The sequence below is a fragment of the Methylomusa anaerophila genome, assembly GCF_003966895.1.
Lineage (GTDB): Bacteria > Bacillota > Negativicutes > Sporomusales > Sporomusaceae > Methylomusa > Methylomusa anaerophila.
In genome coordinates this window covers 3,159,935-3,179,804 of record NZ_AP018449.1, presented here as the reverse complement: position 1 = coordinate 3,179,804, position 19,870 = coordinate 3,159,935, and the positions used below count along the sequence as shown (strand labels likewise).

Sequence of the window (19,870 nt, the reverse complement as noted above, 5' to 3'; positions counted from 1 at the left end):
CAAAATTATGCCAACAAAAACCCCCGTCCCCTATCTCACCCACTATCCCGCTCTATCCTATCCCACGTCCCCTTGGAGACCTTGGCAGGGACAACAATGTTATAGTAAAATAACCTGCTGGAACTTCTGCGGCTGAATAACGTATCAATCACGTATCAGGGCCATGTTTCCGCTGCAAATAAAGTAACTATGGCGATTAACGAACGGGAGATACTCGGTATCGTTGGGGAAAGCGGCAGCGGAAAATCGAATAATTCTTCGTCACTTTGATTATAATTAAAACCTTTGACGTGTTAATTTTTGCCGCAATTTCATCCCGATAGCATTGGTTGGGCAAGTAGTAACACATAAGCCGCAGCCGTAGCATTTTTCCTGATGAAACAATACTGATTTTCCATTATGCTCCTGGGCGTCGAAAACACAACGTTTGACGCAAGCGCCGCACTGTACGCAAGCATTTGTGTCCACTTCTGCAACATAATCGGCATGAGCGATAAGATCAGGTCGTTGATACTTTTTCATGAATTGAAGGTCATGACAACAGCATTCGCAACAACTGCATAAGGCATAAATATATTGGCTGGGATTATAGAAAGTAAGATGTACCAAACCATATTCATGAGCCATCTTTAACCTTGCCTTAGCTTCGTCAAGGGTGACATATCGGGCCTTTCCCTCCGCAACCCATTGATCAGCAGCGTCATTAGTAAGAATACATATCTCCAATGGATTGTCACAACGATTATAGCGTTCACGACACATACAATTGGCTAAAGCAAAGGTTCGCATATTGCGCAAAATCTCTACCGCCTGCTGGGTCGGTAATATCCACTGAAGCCCTGACAAAGATTCCAATACAGGAATAACTTTGGAGGATGTGGGAATTTTGCCTTCCTTTATCCAATTATCAAATTTAGCTAAACGTTCCTCAAGAAATTCATCCTTGCCTTCAAAATGCATATGATGAAGTCCCCCCTCTTTTGGCTTCGTTATTTATATCTTAGCTTTTTAAAATTTGAATGACAATAACCTAAGCAAAAGACCGCCCAAAAGTTTCTAACCTTTTGGACGGTCGCATTAGTTTCGTGCGGTACCCGGCGTCATGGCACTAACTGTATGATTCACTTTGCCCTATAGCAGAGTATTTGTTTCGACGTTATAAGTTGCAGAGTCAGCCGACCAACTGCTGTTCCCCTGTGTGATCTGCACGTTACCGCTAAATACGCCCAGTTTGGTGCGCCAGTCAAAATCCGCTTTATCGGCGACTATAGTCAAGTCCGTCTGTTTAAAATTTACGTTGCCGTCAATAACAGCCCTATTCTCGGTGCCGTATACATGAACCCTATCGGCGACTAGAGAAATACCACCTTGCGTAAGTGTTATACCTTCCGAGCCCCAGACTTCGAGTGAACCCATGCTGACTCTTGCCACACCGGCAGTTATGATTCGATCTTTTACCTCAACATATACATTGCCTTTCAGCACATAAAGACCGGTATTTATATCGTAGTAAGTAGTATCGGCTTTGATGATAGGTTTCGCCAATGCAACCGCCGCTATGCTGGTAAAAGTAAATAGGAACAACACCAGAGCCACGAAAACTTTTCGCTTCATACAAACTTCGCCTCCCAGAATCGATATCACACCATGTTCATAACACTACCAACCTAAAAATTTTACACCACTATTTTTGACTCATAAACTATTTCGGTATTTAAGTTTTTGCAGGGTAAAAATTCCCTCTCCTAATCCTAGTACTACTTCTTGATAATGGCATTTACCAGAAAATCGACTAGTACATCAGTGTAATAACCCTGCGCTTCCTTTTCCTTGCAAAATTCCATTGTTTGCATGTAACTGAATGCCTGGAAAAGTTTTAAACCAGCGTAAGCAGTAACCTTTTCGTCCACATCCCGGAGTTTTCCCTGTTTTTTCCCCTCACTGATAATGTCGGCAATGATCGAAATGACCTCTTCTTCAGCGATGCAACGATATTTCATAATCAGAAAGGGGGAAAACAAATCATCATTACTTTTTAAGAGTCGAGTTAAAAAGTTGTCTTCATTAAAATACGATGTTGCCGTTTTAACCAATTGGATTAACTTGTCAAGGGGGTCAATGATTTCACCCATACGGGCAAATATGATTTCCCGGGCCTTACGGCTTTCTCTGATAAATAAACATATGAACAAATCTTCCTTGTCTTTAAATTGTTCATAAATCGTCTTTTTTGAAATTTTGCAATCCCTGCTAATTTCGTCCATCGTCGTCTTTTTAAAACCGAACCGGTCAAATCTGTCTTTTGCTTTATCAAGAATAAGATCTTTTAGTTCATCCAAAAACCCATCACCTACTTGTACGTATGCATCGTTTATTAACTCGTTCTTAAATAAATAAAACAGTTATTAAAAAGTTATAATGTTATAAAGTTATCTCTGGCAAAATAAACTTTTGATTACCCCCTAAAACCATTATAGTATTACAGTTTCCGGAAATCAATATATCATTTAGAAATTTTTCCTCATTATTACTATATTACCATATTACCATATTGCTATATTGCCATCATTAGAGTTCTTACATTTTGCAATACCGCTGATTAATAATCTATACGTCTATAGGATAAATAATCAACTTTTTCCCGTCAACAAAATCAATGTTAATTATAGGTTAATAACGCTGCTTAAGCTTCAAACCGTCTATGACAAATTTAGCATAAATGATATAATTATCTAAAGAAAACAACTATTTAGCAATATCGTTAATGTTCTTTACAAAATATTCAGTACATTTTTTGCTTTCTGCCAATTTCTATTTATTACCTTTATTATACAAAGACAAAGCTCGCGCAATATTAAGATAATGTTAATTATTCGCAAACTAGGATTCTGGACAATATGTAGTACAATATAAAAAGGAAAAATAGATTGCATATACAATAGCTATTTAAATATAAGCAGCAATAAAATGCCATTATTTAAACAAAATTATGGTACAACCAAATTGATTTCGAAAAAAAATTAGAGTATTATATAAACAAAATTAGCACTCATATCACAAGAGTGCTAACAACATATATGGAATTCAAAAATGATTTTTATCCTGGCATTGCGATTGTGCAATTGTAATCATAAATCATTTTTGAAGACTATATAGATTCGTACTAAGCCAGATTAAATTATAAGGAAAAAGGAGATTTGATATATGGTTCAAGAAGCAATCTCTAAGGAAACCCGGGAGTTTCAAGCTGAAACCAAGCAACTGTTGGACCTGATGGTTCATTCCATTTACACCAACCGGGAGATTTTTTTGCGGGAACTAATTTCCAATGCCTCGGATGCCATTGATAAGATCCGGTTTGAATCCTTAACCAACCTGGATCTGTTGGCGGGAGATTCCGACTTTGAAATTGTGATCGAGCCTGATGAAACCGCTAATACCTTAACCATCTCGGACAATGGAATGGGCATGATCTATGACGAAGTTATCGACAACATTGGCACGATCGCCAAATCAGGAACCAAGGCTTTTCTGGAAAAACTGAAGGAAAAGGAAGCAGCTCCGGACAATGAATTGATTGGCCAGTTTGGGGTAGGTTTTTATTCTGCCTTCATGGTTGCCGATAAAGTAACTTTGATTACCCGTGCCCCCGGCCAGGAAAAAGGAGTCAAGTGGGAGTCCACCGGCGACGGCAGGTATACCATTGAAGAGTTTGCTAAAGAAAAACGGGGTACCACTATTATTTTGACCCTCAACGAAGAATATCGCTCCGCCGAGCACCCCGGCGAAAATTATTTAAACCGCTACACCATTCAAAGTTTGGTAAAAAAATACTCCGATTATATTCGTTATCCCATTAAGATGAATTTCATCAAAGAGGAAAAACCGCGAGACGCAGACGGAAAAATAATAGAAGACGAGCCGGCGGCACAGGTTATCGAACTCCGCACTCTGAACTCCATGACTTCTTTGTGGACCCGCAATAAAAATGAAATTAAAAAAGAAGAATATGATGAATTATATAAAAACCTCTTCCATGACTGGGAAGACCCGCTGGAAATCATCCATTCCAAAGTAGAAGGCACCGTAGAATACACTACTTTGCTGTTCATTCCCGCCCATGCACCGTTGGATTTCTACCAGCGGGACTTTTCATACGGAATTCAGCTCTACTCCAAGAACGTCTTTATCATGAGCAACTGCCAGGATCTTCTCCCCGAATATTTAAGGTTTATGCGGGGATTAGTCGATTCTCCCGACTTTTCCCTCAACATCTCCCGTGAGCTGCTCCAGCACAGCAAACAATTGAAACTTATCGGCAAAAACCTGGAAAAAAGCGTATTAAAAACTCTGGAAAATTTACTGACAAAAGATCGTCCCAAATACGAGAAGTTCTGGAAGCAATTCGGCGAAGCCATCAAAACCGGAATATATACAGATTTTCAAAGCCGGGACAAGCTGCAGGATTTGTTGCTTTTCTCTTCTTCTCGCTCAGCCGATGAGCTGACAACCTTGGATGATTATGTAAAACGGATGCCGGAGAATCAAAAAGTCATTTATTATGCCACCGGCAAGGACTACGCTTCCGTGGAACGGTTGCCGCAAATGGAACTGCTGCGGGAGAAAGGCCTTGAAGTCCTCTATCTGTTTGACCGGGTTGACGAATTTGCCATCGACGCCCTGCGAGAATATAAAGAGAAAAATTTCCAGTCAATCAGCCGCGGGGACTTAGAACTGGACAATATCGACTCTCCTGAAGCCAAAAAAGACGCCGAAGCCGTCTCCAAAGAAAATGAATCATTAATCAAGGCAATCAAGGAACATTTGCAAGATAAAATCTCGGATGTCAAGATCAGCAGCCGTTTGAAATCGAGCGCAGTTTGTCTGGTCAGCGACGATAAAGGCATCAGTCTTTCCATGGAACAAATCCTGGCGGAAATGAATAATACTATGTTTAAAGCCAGAAGAATACTGGAACTGAACCCTAATCACGAAGTCTTTGCCGCTTTAAAGAATTTGCATGAAACGGCTCCCGGTTCGGAAACATTTAATGATTATTGCGAATTATTATATGCCCAGGCCCTATTGGTTGAAGGCATCATCCCGGAAGATCCCATCGGCTTCGCCAACAAAGTCGCCGGCTTAATGGGACGCTGCCATGGAAAATAAGTTATTATAGCATATGTTAAAAGAGTGCGGCAGTTGGCCGCACTCTTTTAACATTCATTCACTTCCCGCCAATCTTCTTTAATACTTCGTCAGTGATATCCTGGCCGCCGTATACAACAGAACCTTTGTCCACAACAATGGTCAGCCCTTTGGCATCAGCCACTTCCTTGACGGCCGCGTTAATCTTTTCGGTAACGCCCTTCAGCAGTTCCTGCCGCTTCTGATCCACGCGCTGGGTGAGCTGAATGCTCAGATCCTGCTTTTCCTTGTCACCCAGGCCGGCGGCTTTGGCGTCGAATTCCTTCTTGGCTTGTTCATTTTCAGTTTTTAAAGCTTCATTAGCTTTCGGCGTATCCGGATGCCGTTCTATCAGCAGACCGTAGTTAACGACGCCGACTGCCGGCGATGCCGTTGCAGCGTAGGCTTTGCCGGGTTCAAACGCAATACCCGTTATCCCAAGCAGCACGAATACTGCCAGTAACACACTAATTATTTTCTTCGGGACAAATATAATCATTGTTATTTCCCTTCTTTCCACATTATCGGCAATAATTTATTTAAGTTCACCTTTGGCAATCGGACATTCATTATCATTTAATAAAATTGTAATATAAAGCCATATGTAAGTCAACAACACTTTTTTTATCTTGTGCAAAATTATCTATTATATCTATTATTTGATTTTTTAAAATCAAGTAATTTTGTTTTAGATTATAATCTTTTGTTATGTTTTATTACTTTCTTGTTGTTACTGCTGATTATATTAAATTACAGTAAAAAAGCCGGGCCTAAGCCCAGCCATAACCGTCTCGATACTGTCTACGCCGACATCGTCCATTGCCCGTTTAGCATAGGCAATGTCGTCCAGAAGTCTTATTCCGTTCCAGTTTTCTTGTTTACTTTACAATCATTACATCTGTCGCCTTAACCAAAGCAGAAACATAATCTCCTGGTCGTAAACGAAGTTCTCGGACTGCATCTGATGTAATAATCGCCGTTATTTCCCCTCCTTCGTATTCAATTACGACTTTCGATACGACGTCGCCGAACTCAATTCTTCTCACCATTCCCGGTATTTGATTTCTACCGCTTATCTCCATTTTGCAAGCCTCCCTCCCATAAGATTTGACTGATAGTCCGGCAATTTGCCACTCCAAAAATAAGTACTGCTTCTTATATAATTTGTTATATAATATGTAAATGAATGGGAGATGTTCATCACTCAATTTTCATGATACCTGGCAAGCCCTAATGCTTTAATAGTTTCCGGTAACAAAAAAAGCGACTGAATTCAGTCGCCCACCCAAAGCTATGTAGTTATCCTTTGGGTTTATACGGCAATCCAGGATTAATCATTACTTGACGGTTGGTTAAAACCTTAGCGGTAATTTTCAGGACAACCGCTACATTACATTTCCGGGCGCACTTGCGGGGTTTTTTATAAGAAGGGCAAAGGCCAGTCTGAGGATGCTCATGATGCTTGTGGTGACCGCAAGCATCGTGGGCGTCGCAACAGCTATGATCCCCGCACTGGCCAAAGTTCTTATACCATTGCGCTCTGGTGTATTCTTCGCAGTCATAATCGATAAATTCCACTTTCACATTTGCATCTGCGTCCATGCCGCACCGTGCGCCGCAAATATCTACGCCGGCGGTAAACCTTACAGATCTTACTTCCATGGCATGAACAGGCTGAGCAGGTTTACACGCAGTATATAAAACTTTTAGTTCAAAATCGCCGCGGATGATAACTTTATCAGTAACAACATCAACACAGGTGATCCGCAGCCTTTTGACAAATACGTCAATTACTTGTTCAATCAGTGGTTTTCGCCGCGGCACAATTACGCATATATCAAGAGATTTTTGTGTCTCTCCTTCGCCAACAACTTGTTGTACAACCATACATTGCGGGCCGGTATACGTACCGTATACATAGTTACCTTGCACCTTGGCCCTTTGGTTCTTTTTCTTTTGGGTTTTTCCTTTCATTGCACTCTCCTCCTTCCGCTCTACTACAATATATGCGGAATACCGCCATCGAAGTGAACATATAAGGTGATAAAAGTAATAAAAAAATGGCGCAGCTTAGCGCTGACGCCGGTAAAAAATCTATATTATCAGAGCGACATAAAAATATATCTGCCCTGTTGTTTTAGTATATTGTCAGAATTTTATTCACTGTCCTGCATTTACGCCCATTGCTTTATTGAGCTTGGCTTTATTTACGTTATAATCATACAAAGCTTGGAGATAGTTGGTATTTGCTTGCGTAAAAGCCACCTGGGCATCAATTACATCCAAGTTTATGCCTACCCCGGCATTGTATTTTTCACGGGCAATATTAAGATCTTCCTTCGCTTTATCGACAGCAACATTGGTGGTCTCAATACGTTTTTCGGCTTCCTGCATGCTCAAGTAATTTTTGCGGACTTCCAATTGTACACTGTCCCGCGTTTGTTGCGCCTGTTCACGGGCCTTATCCAAAGAAGCTTGTGATTGTTTTACATTAGCTTTGGTAAGACCGGCGTCAAATATATTAAAGTTAGCTGTTAAACCTACTGCCCAATTATTGCTATTATCGGGCAAAACTGAATCATTCCAGGCGGTGGAACCGGTCATTGCGATTGTCGGCAGTCTGCCGCTGTCGGCAATTTTCACACCGTCCTGGGCAACATTAACCCCGATATCGGCCTGAGCAATATCAGGACGGTTTTTCATGGCGATTTCCATGCTTTCATCGAAAGTATGATCATATTTAGCATAGGCCAGTTCATCTTTTAACGCATATTCTGAATTTGCGTTAACTCCCATGATGTTGTTCAAGCTGGCAACAGCCAAATCATAACCATTTTGCGCTTTAGTTAAATTTTGCTCCGCATTCGCCAGTTCCACTTCCGAACGCAAAACGTCTGCTTTAGCTACAACACCCGCCTCATATTTCACTTGAACATCTTTTAAATGCTCTCGTAAACTGTCGGTCGTTTCTTGGTTAACAGCGACCATCCGCCGCGCCTGCAACACATTGTAGTAGGCCGTTGTAGCATCAAGTATTACCTGCTGGCCGGTTTTCTTGACATCCAGTCCAGCCAAATCGAGATTTTTACGGGCCTGATCGATCTGTCCTTCTACTCTGCCGCCGGAATAGAGCTGCCAGTTTAAGCGCAAGGAATTGCTAAAGTCATGGTCTTCCCCCAGCGTGGGCTGGCTTTGCTGAAAAGCATAGGTACTGCCTAACGACAAGGTTGGCAAGTTTCCGGTTTTGGCCGCGTCTAATCCACCATCAGCTTTATCTTTATCGGCATTTGCCATTTTGATTGCGGGACTGTTTTTCAGGGCCAGAGCAATGCTGTCATCCAGTGACAGCTCCGGCGAAGCGGCTGCTGCAAGAGTTGCGTTCATAAACAGCAATCCGAAAGCGAAAATAGCAGCAGCCGGCTTTTTGAGACGTTTTATATTAGGCATGAGCAGTTCCTCCCATAAGTAAAAGTGCTGTGTTTATTCTATAGAATTTTTTTTAGTTTTTCTTTAGATAGGAGCATGAAAAAAGCACCTGTTTTAGCAGGCACTGTGAACTTAAACTATGAATTTGACAAAGGTAATGTCACCACCACTTCCGTACCAATTCCGACCTGGCTGTTCATCCGTATCTTGCCGCCGTGTTTCTCAACTATCCATTTGGCGATCGCCAAGCCAAGCCCTGTGCCGCCGTCTTCACGGGAACGAGCTTTATCTCCCCGGTAAAAACGATCAAATATTCGCGGCAGTTCTTCCGGGGCAATACCGGCGCCGGTGTCTTTCACCGAAATTACCGCTTGACCGGACTGCCGGCAACAAGAGACGGCAATATTACCTTGAGCCAAGGTATATTTAACGGCGTTGTCCAAAAGTATAACCAGAAGCTGGTGCAACCTTTCTTTATCAGCTGTTAGCCGCAATTCCCCCACGATATTCACTTGCAGGGAAATATCTTTCATTTCAGCTAAAGGATAGAATTGCCCGGCAACCTCAGTCACAGTCTTATTTAAATTTACCGGCTGGAAGTGAAGCTCGGCTTGATTGGCATCTGCCCGGGCTAAGGTAAGTAATGTGGAAACCAAACGGCGCATGCGGATAGCTTCCCGGATAATACTGGTAATTTTTATGCTTTCATCTTCAACAGAGTGTTCCGGGTGCCGCAACATAAGCTCGGCATTGCTTTTGATGACTGCTAGCGGTGTTCGCAATTCATGGGACGCGTCGGCAACAAATTGCTGCTGTTTGTCCCAGGCTACCTGGATGGGGATCAAAGCCCGCCTTGCTAAAAAATATCCGGCCAGGACAATAACCAACGTACCGGTAATCAAGTCTGTCAATATGACTACCATCAAATGTCTGAGCATAGACACTTCCGAGTCCACTATGCTGACTGCCAGCACTTCTTGAACAATTACCCGGGCGCCATCCGGCGGGAGTATTATGTTTTCAGCCCGAGCATATGGTTGACTCAGCATGCGGTAAACATGTTCATTGATTTTTCTGGTTTGGAAAGCTCCTGTTTCCAGTCCTGGCAGAAATGAAGCAACGCGGTCCATATCCGCAAACGGAAACGAAAATGGATTCATGATATTTCCTTCCGTATCGCGGACCAGGATAAATATTCTTGGATCCAGTATGCCCGGAGAACTGGGTGCAAATCCGGGACGTCCGTTTAAAACGCGGAAGGCTTGACTTTTCTGCCGCATGTCTCTGTCCACATTGTCAAGAAGCTGGTTGGCCACATAGCCGTAAAGCATAGCTCCTGAAACGATAAAAATGATAAAAAAAACAATGGAGTTGAGAGCAGTTAGCTTCAATAATGTTTTGCGAAACATCTATTTTGTCTCCTTCAGCATAAAACCGGCTCCGCGTACCGTTCGAATCAGGCCGTCCCGCTGATAGGGAGTCAGTTTTTTCCGCAGATAGTGAATATATAGGTCCACAATGCCAATAGTTGTTTCCGAGTCGAAACCCCATATGCGGTCAAATATTTGTTCTCTGGTTAAGATTTGATCATGGTTTAATATCAGAAATTCCAACAACTCAAACTCTTTAGAAGTTAACTGGAGAGCACATCCGTCTACAAACCCATCCTTGCATTTAGAATTGACAGATATGCCGCCATAGCTTACATCCCCGTCCCGGCCCCCGGGATTTACCCGTCGGAGCAACGCCTTTACCCTTGCTAAGAGTTCCGGCACGGCAAAAGGTTTTACCAGGTAATCGTCGGCGCCCGCGTCCAGCCCTTTAACCTTGTCCGCCACACTGTCTTTCGCTGTAAGCAGCAATACGGGTAGCGTGACGGCATCGGCCCGCAAACGCTTAACAACCTCTAAGCCGCTTAGTCCCGGCAGCATAACGTCAAGAATCACCAAATCGTAGATGCCTTGGCTGGCCAAATACAATCCTTCATCGCCTGAACCGCTAAAATCAACCGAGTAACTATCTTCCGCAAGGGCCGCCATAACCGCCTCCCGCAGCGGTTCATCATCCTCTACGACCAGGATTCTCATCTGAATGCCTCCATCTAATAAATAAATTAAATATAAATTAAGTTACTCTTAATTTAGGAAATTCTTCTGTAAATTATTTATCTTACTTTATCGTTACCGCCTATTTTAAGTAAATCATATTCTCCTATTTTTCCTTTGGCATTCTTGGCGCTCTTGGCGTCCCTCCCTCGTTGCCTCTGACTGTTCCACCCTACCTTGTACCTTTGAGCATACTTTATACAGTATACTTATATTTGCAGTATTGCACAGCCGTACATTTCATGGTAACTTACTATTAATTGTGTAAGAAAATGCGAAATGTTTTCGAAGCTGTAGAGAATTTAGGTTACTTTTCGGCTGATTACAATAAATCAGCTGCTTGCATCTTTCCGAATAGTTACAAATTTCTGATACGTATAATTAGCTTAATTGTTTTCACCTTAAAGGAGGGGAACATTGTTGAAAAAAATACATACTGTACTGGTCGCCAATCGGGGAGAAATTGCCATACGGGTATTCCGGGCCTGCAATGAATTAGGTATACGCACTATAGCAATTTATTCCAAAGAAGATATTTTTTCTTTGCACCGGTACACAGCGGATGAAGCCTATTTAATCGGTGAAGGTAAAGGCCCTATCGGCGCTTATCTCGATATTGAAGGCATCATGGAAATCGCTAAAAAGCGCGGTGTAGACGCCATTCATCCGGGCTACGGTTTTTTATCGGAAAATATTAATCTGGCTAAACGCTGCGCTGAGGAAGGGTTTATTTTTATTGGACCTGAAATGCAGCATTTACAGATGTTTGGTGATAAAATAAACGCCCGTAAAAAAGCCGTCGAAGTAGGATTACCGGTCATCCCCGGCAGCGACGGACCAGTCACGGACATTGAAGAAGTAAAAACTTTTGCCGCTCAGCACGGCTTTCCTTTCATCATCAAAGCCATCTTGGGCGGGGGCGGCCGCGGCATGCGCATTGTCCGCACTGCCGCCGCCCTGGAAGAATCGTACCACCGGGCGAAATCCGAAGCCCAATCGTCTTTTGGCAATGATGAGATATACCTGGAAAAACTTATTGAATACCCTAAACATATTGAAGTTCAGATATTGGGTGACAAATTCGGGAATATCGTCCACCTTTTTGAACGGGATTGCTCAGTGCAGCGGCGTCATCAAAAGGTTATTGAAATTGCTCCCAGCATATCTTTATCTAACGAATTGCGGCTATCCATCTGCAATGCCGCTGTCAAACTCATGCGGCATGTCGGCTACATAAGTGCCGGCACTGTGGAATTTCTCGTCACTTCGGATCAGAGCTTCTATTTCATTGAAGTTAATCCCCGCATACAGGTAGAACATACCATTACCGAGATGGTAACAGGCATCGATATGGTGCAGGCACAGCTTCTTATTGCCGATGGCTACCGCCTTTATGACGAGGAAGTGGGCATCCCGCAGCAAGAAAACATCCGCTGTAACGGTCACGCCATTCAGTGCCGGATTACTACCGAAGATCCGTCTAACCAATTTATGCCGGACACCGGCAAAATCAGCGTCTATCGCAGTGCCGGCGGCCCCGGAGTACGGCTGGATGCAGGCAATGCCTATGCCGGGTCGGTTATCACGCCTTTTTACGATTCCCTGCTGGTAAAAGTGTCTACCTGGGGGCTGACGCACAAAAGCGCCATCGCCAAAATGAAACGCTGTTTGGGTGAATTTCGTATCCGGGGCATTAAAACCAATATTGCTTTTCTATACAATGTAGTAAATCACGAAAAATTCTTACACGGGACTTATGACACCACCTTTATTGACACATCGCCCGAACTTTTCGTACTCCCTATCCCCAGGGACCGGGCCACGAAACTGTTAACCTACCTGGGCGATGTTTCGGTCAACGGCTTCGCAGGAATAAAAAAGTCCCCCAAACCTGAATTCCCGCCGGTGCGGTTTCCCAGCACACCTACTACTGGAAACATACCACCGGGAACAAAACAAATTCTGGACCAAATGGGACCGGCAGGACTGGTAGCCTGGATTAAAGAACAAAAAGAAGTACTATTAACGGACACCACCTGGCGGGACGGCCACCAGTCCCTGCTTGCCACCCGGATACGCACTCGTGATATAGTAAATATAAGCGAGTCCACTGCCAGCCTGCTGCCAAATCTATTTTCTCTGGAAATGTGGGGCGGCGCCACTTTTGATGTCGCCTACCGGTTCTTGAAGGAAGACCCCTGGCAGCGACTGGCCAGCCTGAGACAAAAGGTTCCCAACATATTATTCCAGATGCTCTTAAGAGGGTCCAATGCCGTAGGCTATACAAATTATCCCGACAACCTGATCAAGTCCTTCGTAGCCCACTCCGCCGAAGCAGGGATTGATGTTTTCCGTATCTTTGATAGCCTGAACTGGATTACCGGTATATCCGTCGCCATCGAAGCCGTCAGGGAATCCGGCAAAGTTGCCGAAGCTGCGTTGTGTTACACCGGTGATATTCTCGACCAGTCGCGGAGCAAATATAACCTGGCTTACTATATAAACATGGCCAAGGAATTAGAGCGGGCCGGAGCCCACATTCTGGCCATCAAGGACATGGCCGGCTTGCTAAAACCGGAAGCTGCCTATCGTCTGATATCTTCCTTAAAAGAGGCGGTAAATATTCCCATCCATCTCCACACTCATGATACCAGCGGTAACGGTATCTATACCTATGCCCGCGCCATTGAGGCGGGTGTGGACATAGTTGACGCGGCGGTTTCCTCGCTGGCAGGAATGTCTTCTCAGCCCAGTGCCAATACTTTATATTACGCCCTGGAGCACAACGAACGCCAGCCCAAGGTCGACATTACCGCCTTATACGAACTATCCCATTACTGGCAGGATGTCAGAAATTATTATAAAGATTTTGAAAGCAGTCAGTTTTTCCCTAACCCGGAAGTATACCTGCATGAAATGCCGGGTGGACAGTTTAGTAATTTGAAACAGCAGGCCAAAGTCCTGGGCTTGGAAAATCAGTGGGACAAAATCAAGGAGGTCTATCGCCAAGTCAATTATATGTTCGGAGATATCGTAAAAGTAACCCCATCCTCAAAGGTTGTTGGTGACATGACCTTGTATATGGTGGAAAATAACTTGACCGAAGATGATATTTACGAGCGGGGCGAAACCCTCAACTTTCCCAACTCGGTTGTGGAATTTTTTGCCGGTCACCTGGGTCAGCCCTATCAAGGGTTCCCGAAAGAATTACAGCGTATTATCCTTAAGGGGCGTTCCCCATTGACCAACCGCCCGGGGGAAACCATGGAAGCAATCAACTTTACAGAAATACGCGACACGGTAAATAACCTGTTGCAGCGTCCGGTTACCTTTGCTGATGTTCTTTCCTACTCTTTATATCCCAAGGTCTTTACTGACTGGACTAACTTCGCCAACGCCTACGGTGATGTCAGTATAATAGACACGCCGACATTTTTCTATGGTCTTGTCTCCCGTGAGGAAATACAGGTAGATATTGAAGAGGGAAAAACTTTGGTAATAAAACTGGTTTCCATTGAGGAACCTATGCCCAATGGAAAAAGAATCGTTAATTTTGAACTCAACGGACTACCCCGGGAAGTAGCCATCAAGGACCATAGCATTGTTGCCACGGTAATTACCCGCTTAAAAGCGGAAGAAGAAAACCCCAGTCATATCGGCGCGACATTATCGGGAAAAGTAGTCAAGTTGTTTGTAGACAAGGGGAATGTGGTAAAAAAAGGGACACCGCTCCTGGTAACCGAGGCCATGAAAATGGAAACAACAATTCTGGCGCCGTTTGACGCTGTCGTGAAAGACATACACATCAAACCCAACGAAACGATAGAAACCGGCGACTTGCTGTTGGAGTTGACGAAAACTCCAACATAGTAGTATCTCATGTCCCTGATTGGGATTCCCCAAACTTATTCCCTTCGATTATTTTAGAAAAGAATCGCTGATGCGGTTCTTTTCTTTTCTTCGTTATATGCATTGTAATTGCACCATCTGTATATTCCCTACATAAATTATGACAGGATTATTTATTGCAGAAATTTTTAATCTGAACAAGTTAGACAAGTAACCGCGTTAACTAAAACACACTAAAACATATAGTATATAGTATATACTATGTTGAGATTATGTTATGGGGGGAGATATACTTGGGGGACCGCGATCATGATAAGGTCACCGGTTGCTGCGACGGCGATGAGGTTGCCAACATAATATCCTGCCTATGTGATTTAAGGAAAACTGTAGCCGGCGTGGTAGACTGCCTGGATGGACGCTGCAGCCATGATCTTAGAAACAAAGTTATTTTTTGTGTTCTGTTGGAAGAAATTCGCAAGATCAAAGCGAAACTTGATAATCCCAAATTTGGGCTTAAAGAAATTAAAGATGAAGTTATTGAAATTAATGATATCGTAAATAACTCGGTTTTTGGTCTTAAAGAGATAAAAAACGAAGTTATCGATATTGAAAGCAGTCTCGGCAATGATTTATTTGGCCTTAGTGAAATCAAGCATGAGATAATCGAGCTAAATGACTTACTTAATAACAAAAACTTCGGTCTTGGGGAAATCAAGGGAGAAATCCGCTTTATTGAAAACCAGGTTGTTCATATCAATGACAGCGTCAATAACCAGTTTTTCGGCTTAAATGAAATCAAAAAGGAAGTTATTGAGATTAACGAAACCGTTACCGACATAAACGATGAAATTGCCGGCATTAATGACAGCATTAATAACGAATACTTCGGTCTCAGTGAGATTAAAAACGAAATTACCGGCATTAATGACTTACTTAACAGTGAGGATTTCGGACTCCATGAAATTAAGACTGAAGTCCGCGGGGTGGAAAATGGTATCCGCCGCGTCCTTCGCACGCTTCACAATGAAGACTTTGGCTTAAAAGAGATTAAGAGCGAAGTAGGCAGTATCGACGACGACATCCAACGTGTCATTTGCCTTCTCACCCACAGCCACCGGAACAATGAAGAATTTGGCGCCGGTGTCAATGAAATTAAGACTGAGTTTCGCGGGATGGAAAACGACATTCACCGGGTGATTCGCATTCTCAAAGACGAAGACTTCGGGCTTAAAGAGATTAAGGGCGAAGTATACGGGGTGGGAAATGACATCCACCGGGTGATTCGCATTCTTAAAAATGGCGACTTCGGGCTTAATGAGATCAAAAACGAAGTGCGCGGCGCAGAAAACGATATCCACAAAGTCCTTTGCGTTCTCAACAATGAAGACTTCGGGCTTTACGGGATTAAATGCAAGGTGGAAGAAGATATTGAGCGCGTCGCTCATATTCTCAACAATGAAAACTACGGCCTTAAAGAGATTAAAGACGAAGTATGCGGTATAGAAGATGACATCAAATGCATTCTCGGCCTTGTAGCCCATGGCCACCGGGACAATGAAGCGAATGGAGACTTGCGTTTTAACGAGATAAAAGACGAAGTCCGTTGTACGGAAAACGGCATTCGCCGCGTCTCTCGTATTCTCAACAATGAAAACTTCGGGCTTAACAAAATTAAAAATGAAGTCTACGACATTGGCAACGCCGTATTTATTATCAATGACACAATTAATAGCCAGTTTTTTGGTTTGAATGACATCAAGCAAGAAATCATTGACATTAACAATATTTTGGCAAATAATCTGCTTGAGTTAAATGATATTAAGAGTGAAGTAAAAGGAATTGGCAACAGAAACATTGAAAATATTGAAAATGATATTACTACCGGCGCAGTTATACGCGACAGAGATTCCCGCAATTTGGTCTTTAAGGTAATTAATACCTCACCCGCTGCTCAGAATGTTATCATGACGGTCTGGAACCATGATATTTGCCCGGCAATCTGTTTCTGTGAAGCCGTGTTCCAGGTACAACCCAATTGCTCCAATGATATAGAATTCAACATTTATACGCCGGACAACGGTGGCCCCATCCTGGACAATTATGAACTTACAGTATCCGGTGTTGTCCCCGGCATCTATGTTTACACTACCACAGTATCTGAGGATAACAGATTCTCAAGTCCCAACACCTTCCGCAGCGGCGACTTTGTAACCCGGGTTTTCAAGAGTCCTGGCCCGTAAAACTATATTATAAAAACGCCTTGGCATGAGTCAAGGCGTTTTTATATTTCACACGCTGACCTCAGCTTGAATACAATAACCCGATACCAGATCATAAGCACGAATCTCGATTGGGGGGAAAAGCATGATCGGTACTGACGATACCGATACTCATAGTATTTTCGATTTGATTATAGAAAGATATAAAATAGCCGAAACCATACAAGCTGCTCAAACAGTTGGCTGGGACCATGCCTGGAAGCAATTTGACGAAATACATAACGGTTTTGATTGCCAAAGCCGCAATAACAGCACTAACAACACGAATGAAAAAACCTTATATGTCGACTTGTTTTTCGGCCATTGCCTGAAATGCATTTCTTCAACCCAAGATTACAAGCTGCTGTGGGAAATTCTTTACCGTTGGTTCACAAACCGCAAGCTGGAGCAGCGCAACGGCGCAATTTCTGATGCTGAAAAAATATCCCTGCTCCATTTCTGTGTGAATATGCGCGTAAAACTCCAGAAATTTTTCGCCAAAAATCCGCCGGCTGCTATAACCGGCCTACCGGCTGAACAGCAAAGACTAATGATCAGTATTTGGCGGCAAATATTTTTGGAACCCTTTTCGGCGCTCAATCTGTATTGGACTTCTTTTAAATCTTTTAAAAAAGAGGAAATAAATGTGCAATCACTCACCGCCGGCGCTTGCGACTACTATAGCCAGCTAATAATCGCCAGCATGTATCAGCCTTTTGCTGCCGGCGATTACGCAATTGACGCCCAAGCCTTGGTCCGGTCCGCACTACCCTTTTGCTATAAAACCTCAATCATGCACTGGATGGTAAATATCCCCTATTTTAATGCCGAGGAAAGACATCGGCAGAAGCTATTGCGCTACGTTCCGGATTTATGTCATGCTATCAAGAATCATCCGGCAATGATTAACACCAATTTCTTTTTGACATTCGTACAGGAAGTCATGACCGGCTTTTGGCGCGCTTCCTATATCGGCGGCAATAATATCGACGGTCTTGCCGCATTTGGCGATTTTATCAGTCACGTCATGAATAAATTTATGCCTTGTCCCAAACCCAAGCCGGCGCGAAAGCTGCTTGGAGGCGGAGAGAAGCTTCGCATCGGCTACATATCCCGTAATTTTTATAAGCAAGCGGTAAGCTGCTACATGGTGAACCGGGTCATCCACCATGACCGCAACAAATTTGAAGTATATGTATATGCGTTAGGCGACTATCATGATGAGATTTCCGATCTCTTTAAAAATAATTGCCAATATTTTGAGCGAATTGAAAACATGATGGACTTCAGCACTATTATCCAAAACATCATTAACAGCAAGCTTGATATCTTAATTTACCCCGACATTGGTATGGACCCGGTTACATACATTCTCTCCGGACTACAGCTTGCACCGGTCCAGTGCGCCTTGGTCGGCCATGGCACAACCACAGGTATGCCCACCATCCAGTACTATATCAGCGGTGACTTTGAACCGCCAAATGCCCGGCACCATTATCGGGAAAAAATTGTTAAACTGCCCAACCTGGGCGCTGCTCAATATCTGCCTAGCCACCCGGAAGATAAACTTACCCGCGAGGATTTGGGATTACCGGCAGACGCGGTAGTCTTTATCTCCTGCGCCAACGGTATCAAGCATGGGCATCTGCGTGATCGGCTGTTTGTAGAAATACTGAAAAAAGCTCCCAATGCCTGGGTTGTGTTAAAGCCTTTTGCTACCCACGCCAGCATTGATCGTGTTTACTCCCGGCGAATTGCCGGCGCCGCTAAGGTAGCGGGGGTTGGAGACCGGTTGCTGCTTCTGCCGCCGCTTGGCCACTCACAACATGTTATGGGGATTTTATCCCTGGCGGATGTGCAGTTGGACACCTACCCTTACGGCGGCTGGACTACCAACATGGAAGCTTTATATATGGGCCTGCCCATTGTAACCCAGGAAGGAGAATTGGCCCGCAGCCGCTGGGGGGCGGGAATGCTGCGGGCCTTAGGAATCACTGAAGGTATCGCCGCCAACGAAGAGGAGTACGTGGATTGGGCTGTCAGACTGGCGCAAGACGCCAAGCTCCGCCGCCGCCTTAGCACAAGGATTAAAGCCCGGGTAAAAAAAGTCCTGTTCAATGGCCCAATAGCGCAGCGATCCTATGAAGAAGCCTTAATTAAAATTCATGAGGAGACTTTGCGGCAAACGGAAACGGTTGCCCAATACTCAGCAAAGAAATTTAACGCCAATAAGATTACTGTCGCAACTTCCTTATCCATTAACAATACCGAACTGCAGCAGAAAGCTTTGACTACCTGGTTGAACGCCGGATTTCATATCGCCAGTCTCAATATATTAAGGGACATTGCCAAACTGAAGCCAAAGTATCCGGATATAGAATTCATTGCGGCAGCGGAAAATGCAACAAGCAAATATGGCAATTCCTACCTTCCCTTTCATCAGTTTTTAGAGTTTTTCAGCAGCCGGGATTTAAAAATATGCGGCATAATCAGTCCGGATATTCATCTAACCAGGGATGCTTTCTATGAATACATCCAGCGGGAAGCAGACGGTTCCATGCTATACGGGTCAAGAGTTGACGTGGAACACCTGACGTCCCCGGACGGAGAAATGTATCAAAACGGATTTGATTATTTTTTCTTTGATAAAAGCATTATCCAATATTATCCTCACCTTGACATGTATTTAGGCCTGCCTTGGTGTGATTACTGGATTGTCCTGACACCGTTAATGCGCAAGTTACCGGTTAAGCAAGTGACAACGCCCGTTGCCCGGCATGTAAAACATAGGAATTCTCTCGATTCTAACACTTGGCAGGAACTTGGCATGTCTTTTGCCCGGCATTTTCGCCCGCCGTTTGACTTGTCGCCGGCTTTCCTGCCCAAATATGCCAAAGAAACTTGGGCAATTATTAATCACCTTTCCCAAAAAGTATCAATAGAATGACAGAATGATTGCACTTATATCAACAGAAAGTACTTATACTTTCTGTTAAGCCAAAAAGCCGCGAATCTCGCGGCTTTTTGTAGATTTTGTGGTAAGGC

The 19,870-nt window shown here is 43.7% G+C and carries 13 protein-coding genes; 4 read left to right on the top strand and 9 right to left on the bottom strand.

All coding sequences use genetic code 11. The features are described 5' to 3' along the window. Window positions 1-276: 276 nt before the first annotated feature. The 3 genes from MAMMFC1_RS14220 to MAMMFC1_RS14210 all read right to left on the bottom strand — a co-directional run bounded on the left by MAMMFC1_RS14220 (window position 277) and on the right by MAMMFC1_RS14210 (window position 2,339). On the bottom strand, window positions 277-960 hold the full coding sequence (locus MAMMFC1_RS14220; protein WP_126309133.1) for a 4Fe-4S binding protein: 684 nt from the start codon (window positions 958-960) through the stop codon (window positions 277-279). 171 nt (window positions 961-1,131) lie between these two features. Further along, window positions 1,132-1,614: an LptA/OstA family protein gene (locus MAMMFC1_RS14215; RefSeq protein WP_126309132.1), complete on the bottom strand. Its 483-nt coding sequence runs from the start codon at window positions 1,612-1,614 to the stop codon at window positions 1,132-1,134. Window positions 1,615-1,757: 143 nt separating this feature from the next. Next, on the bottom strand, window positions 1,758-2,339 hold the full coding sequence (locus MAMMFC1_RS14210) for a TetR/AcrR family transcriptional regulator (protein WP_126309131.1): 582 nt from the start codon (window positions 2,337-2,339) through the stop codon (window positions 1,758-1,760). 865 nt (window positions 2,340-3,204) lie between these two features. On the opposite strand from MAMMFC1_RS14210, the gene htpG reads away from it, so the two are divergent. Beyond that, a complete protein-coding gene (gene htpG, locus MAMMFC1_RS14205; RefSeq protein ID WP_126309130.1) occupies window positions 3,205-5,169 on the top strand; it encodes a molecular chaperone HtpG in 1,965 nt (654 codons plus the stop codon). A 58-nt stretch (window positions 5,170-5,227) separates the two neighbouring features. On the opposite strand, the gene MAMMFC1_RS14200 is transcribed toward htpG, so the two are convergent. From MAMMFC1_RS14200 to MAMMFC1_RS14175, 6 genes are all read right to left on the bottom strand, one after another. Continuing rightward, entirely contained in the window at window positions 5,228-5,686 is a 459-nt protein-coding gene (locus tag MAMMFC1_RS14200) for an OmpH family outer membrane protein (protein ID WP_126309129.1), read from the bottom strand. A gap of 379 nt (window positions 5,687-6,065) precedes the next feature. After that, the gene (locus MAMMFC1_RS14195; RefSeq protein ID WP_126309128.1) at window positions 6,066-6,269 is read right to left on the bottom strand and encodes a TOBE domain-containing protein; all 204 of its coding nucleotides are present in this window, start codon (window positions 6,267-6,269) and stop codon (window positions 6,066-6,068) included. Between the two features lie 217 nt (window positions 6,270-6,486). Then, on the bottom strand, window positions 6,487-7,161 hold the full coding sequence (locus MAMMFC1_RS14190; protein ID WP_126309127.1) for a DUF3794 domain-containing protein: 675 nt from the start codon (window positions 7,159-7,161) through the stop codon (window positions 6,487-6,489). 186 nt (window positions 7,162-7,347) lie between these two features. After that, window positions 7,348-8,634, bottom strand: coding sequence for a TolC family protein (locus MAMMFC1_RS14185; RefSeq protein ID WP_126309126.1), 1,287 nt, complete (start codon window positions 8,632-8,634; stop codon window positions 7,348-7,350). Window positions 8,635-8,750: 116 nt separating this feature from the next. After that, window positions 8,751-10,022 carry a sensor histidine kinase gene (locus MAMMFC1_RS14180; RefSeq protein WP_126309125.1) on the bottom strand — a complete coding sequence of 424 codons (1,272 nt, stop codon included), beginning with the start codon at window positions 10,020-10,022 and terminating at the stop codon, window positions 8,751-8,753. After that, entirely contained in the window at window positions 10,023-10,700 is a 678-nt protein-coding gene (locus MAMMFC1_RS14175; RefSeq protein ID WP_126309124.1) for a response regulator transcription factor, read from the bottom strand. A 438-nt stretch (window positions 10,701-11,138) separates the two neighbouring features. Between MAMMFC1_RS14175 and pyc the strand changes: the two genes are divergently transcribed. The 3 genes from pyc (at window position 11,139) to MAMMFC1_RS14160 (ending at window position 19,772) form a co-directional block, all read left to right on the top strand. Next, the gene (gene pyc / locus MAMMFC1_RS14170) at window positions 11,139-14,588 is read left to right on the top strand and encodes a pyruvate carboxylase (protein WP_126309123.1); all 3,450 of its coding nucleotides are present in this window, start codon (window positions 11,139-11,141) and stop codon (window positions 14,586-14,588) included. Window positions 14,589-14,860: 272 nt separating this feature from the next. Then, complete coding sequence (locus tag MAMMFC1_RS14165) at window positions 14,861-16,807, top strand: coiled-coil domain-containing protein (RefSeq protein ID WP_126309122.1); 1,947 nt, start codon at window positions 14,861-14,863, stop codon at window positions 16,805-16,807. A 124-nt stretch (window positions 16,808-16,931) separates the two neighbouring features. Beyond that, window positions 16,932-19,772 (top strand): O-linked N-acetylglucosamine transferase, SPINDLY family protein, encoded by a 2,841-nt coding sequence (locus tag MAMMFC1_RS14160; RefSeq protein WP_126309121.1) that lies wholly within the window; start codon window positions 16,932-16,934, stop codon window positions 19,770-19,772. The last annotated feature ends 98 nt before the right edge of the window (window positions 19,773-19,870 follow it).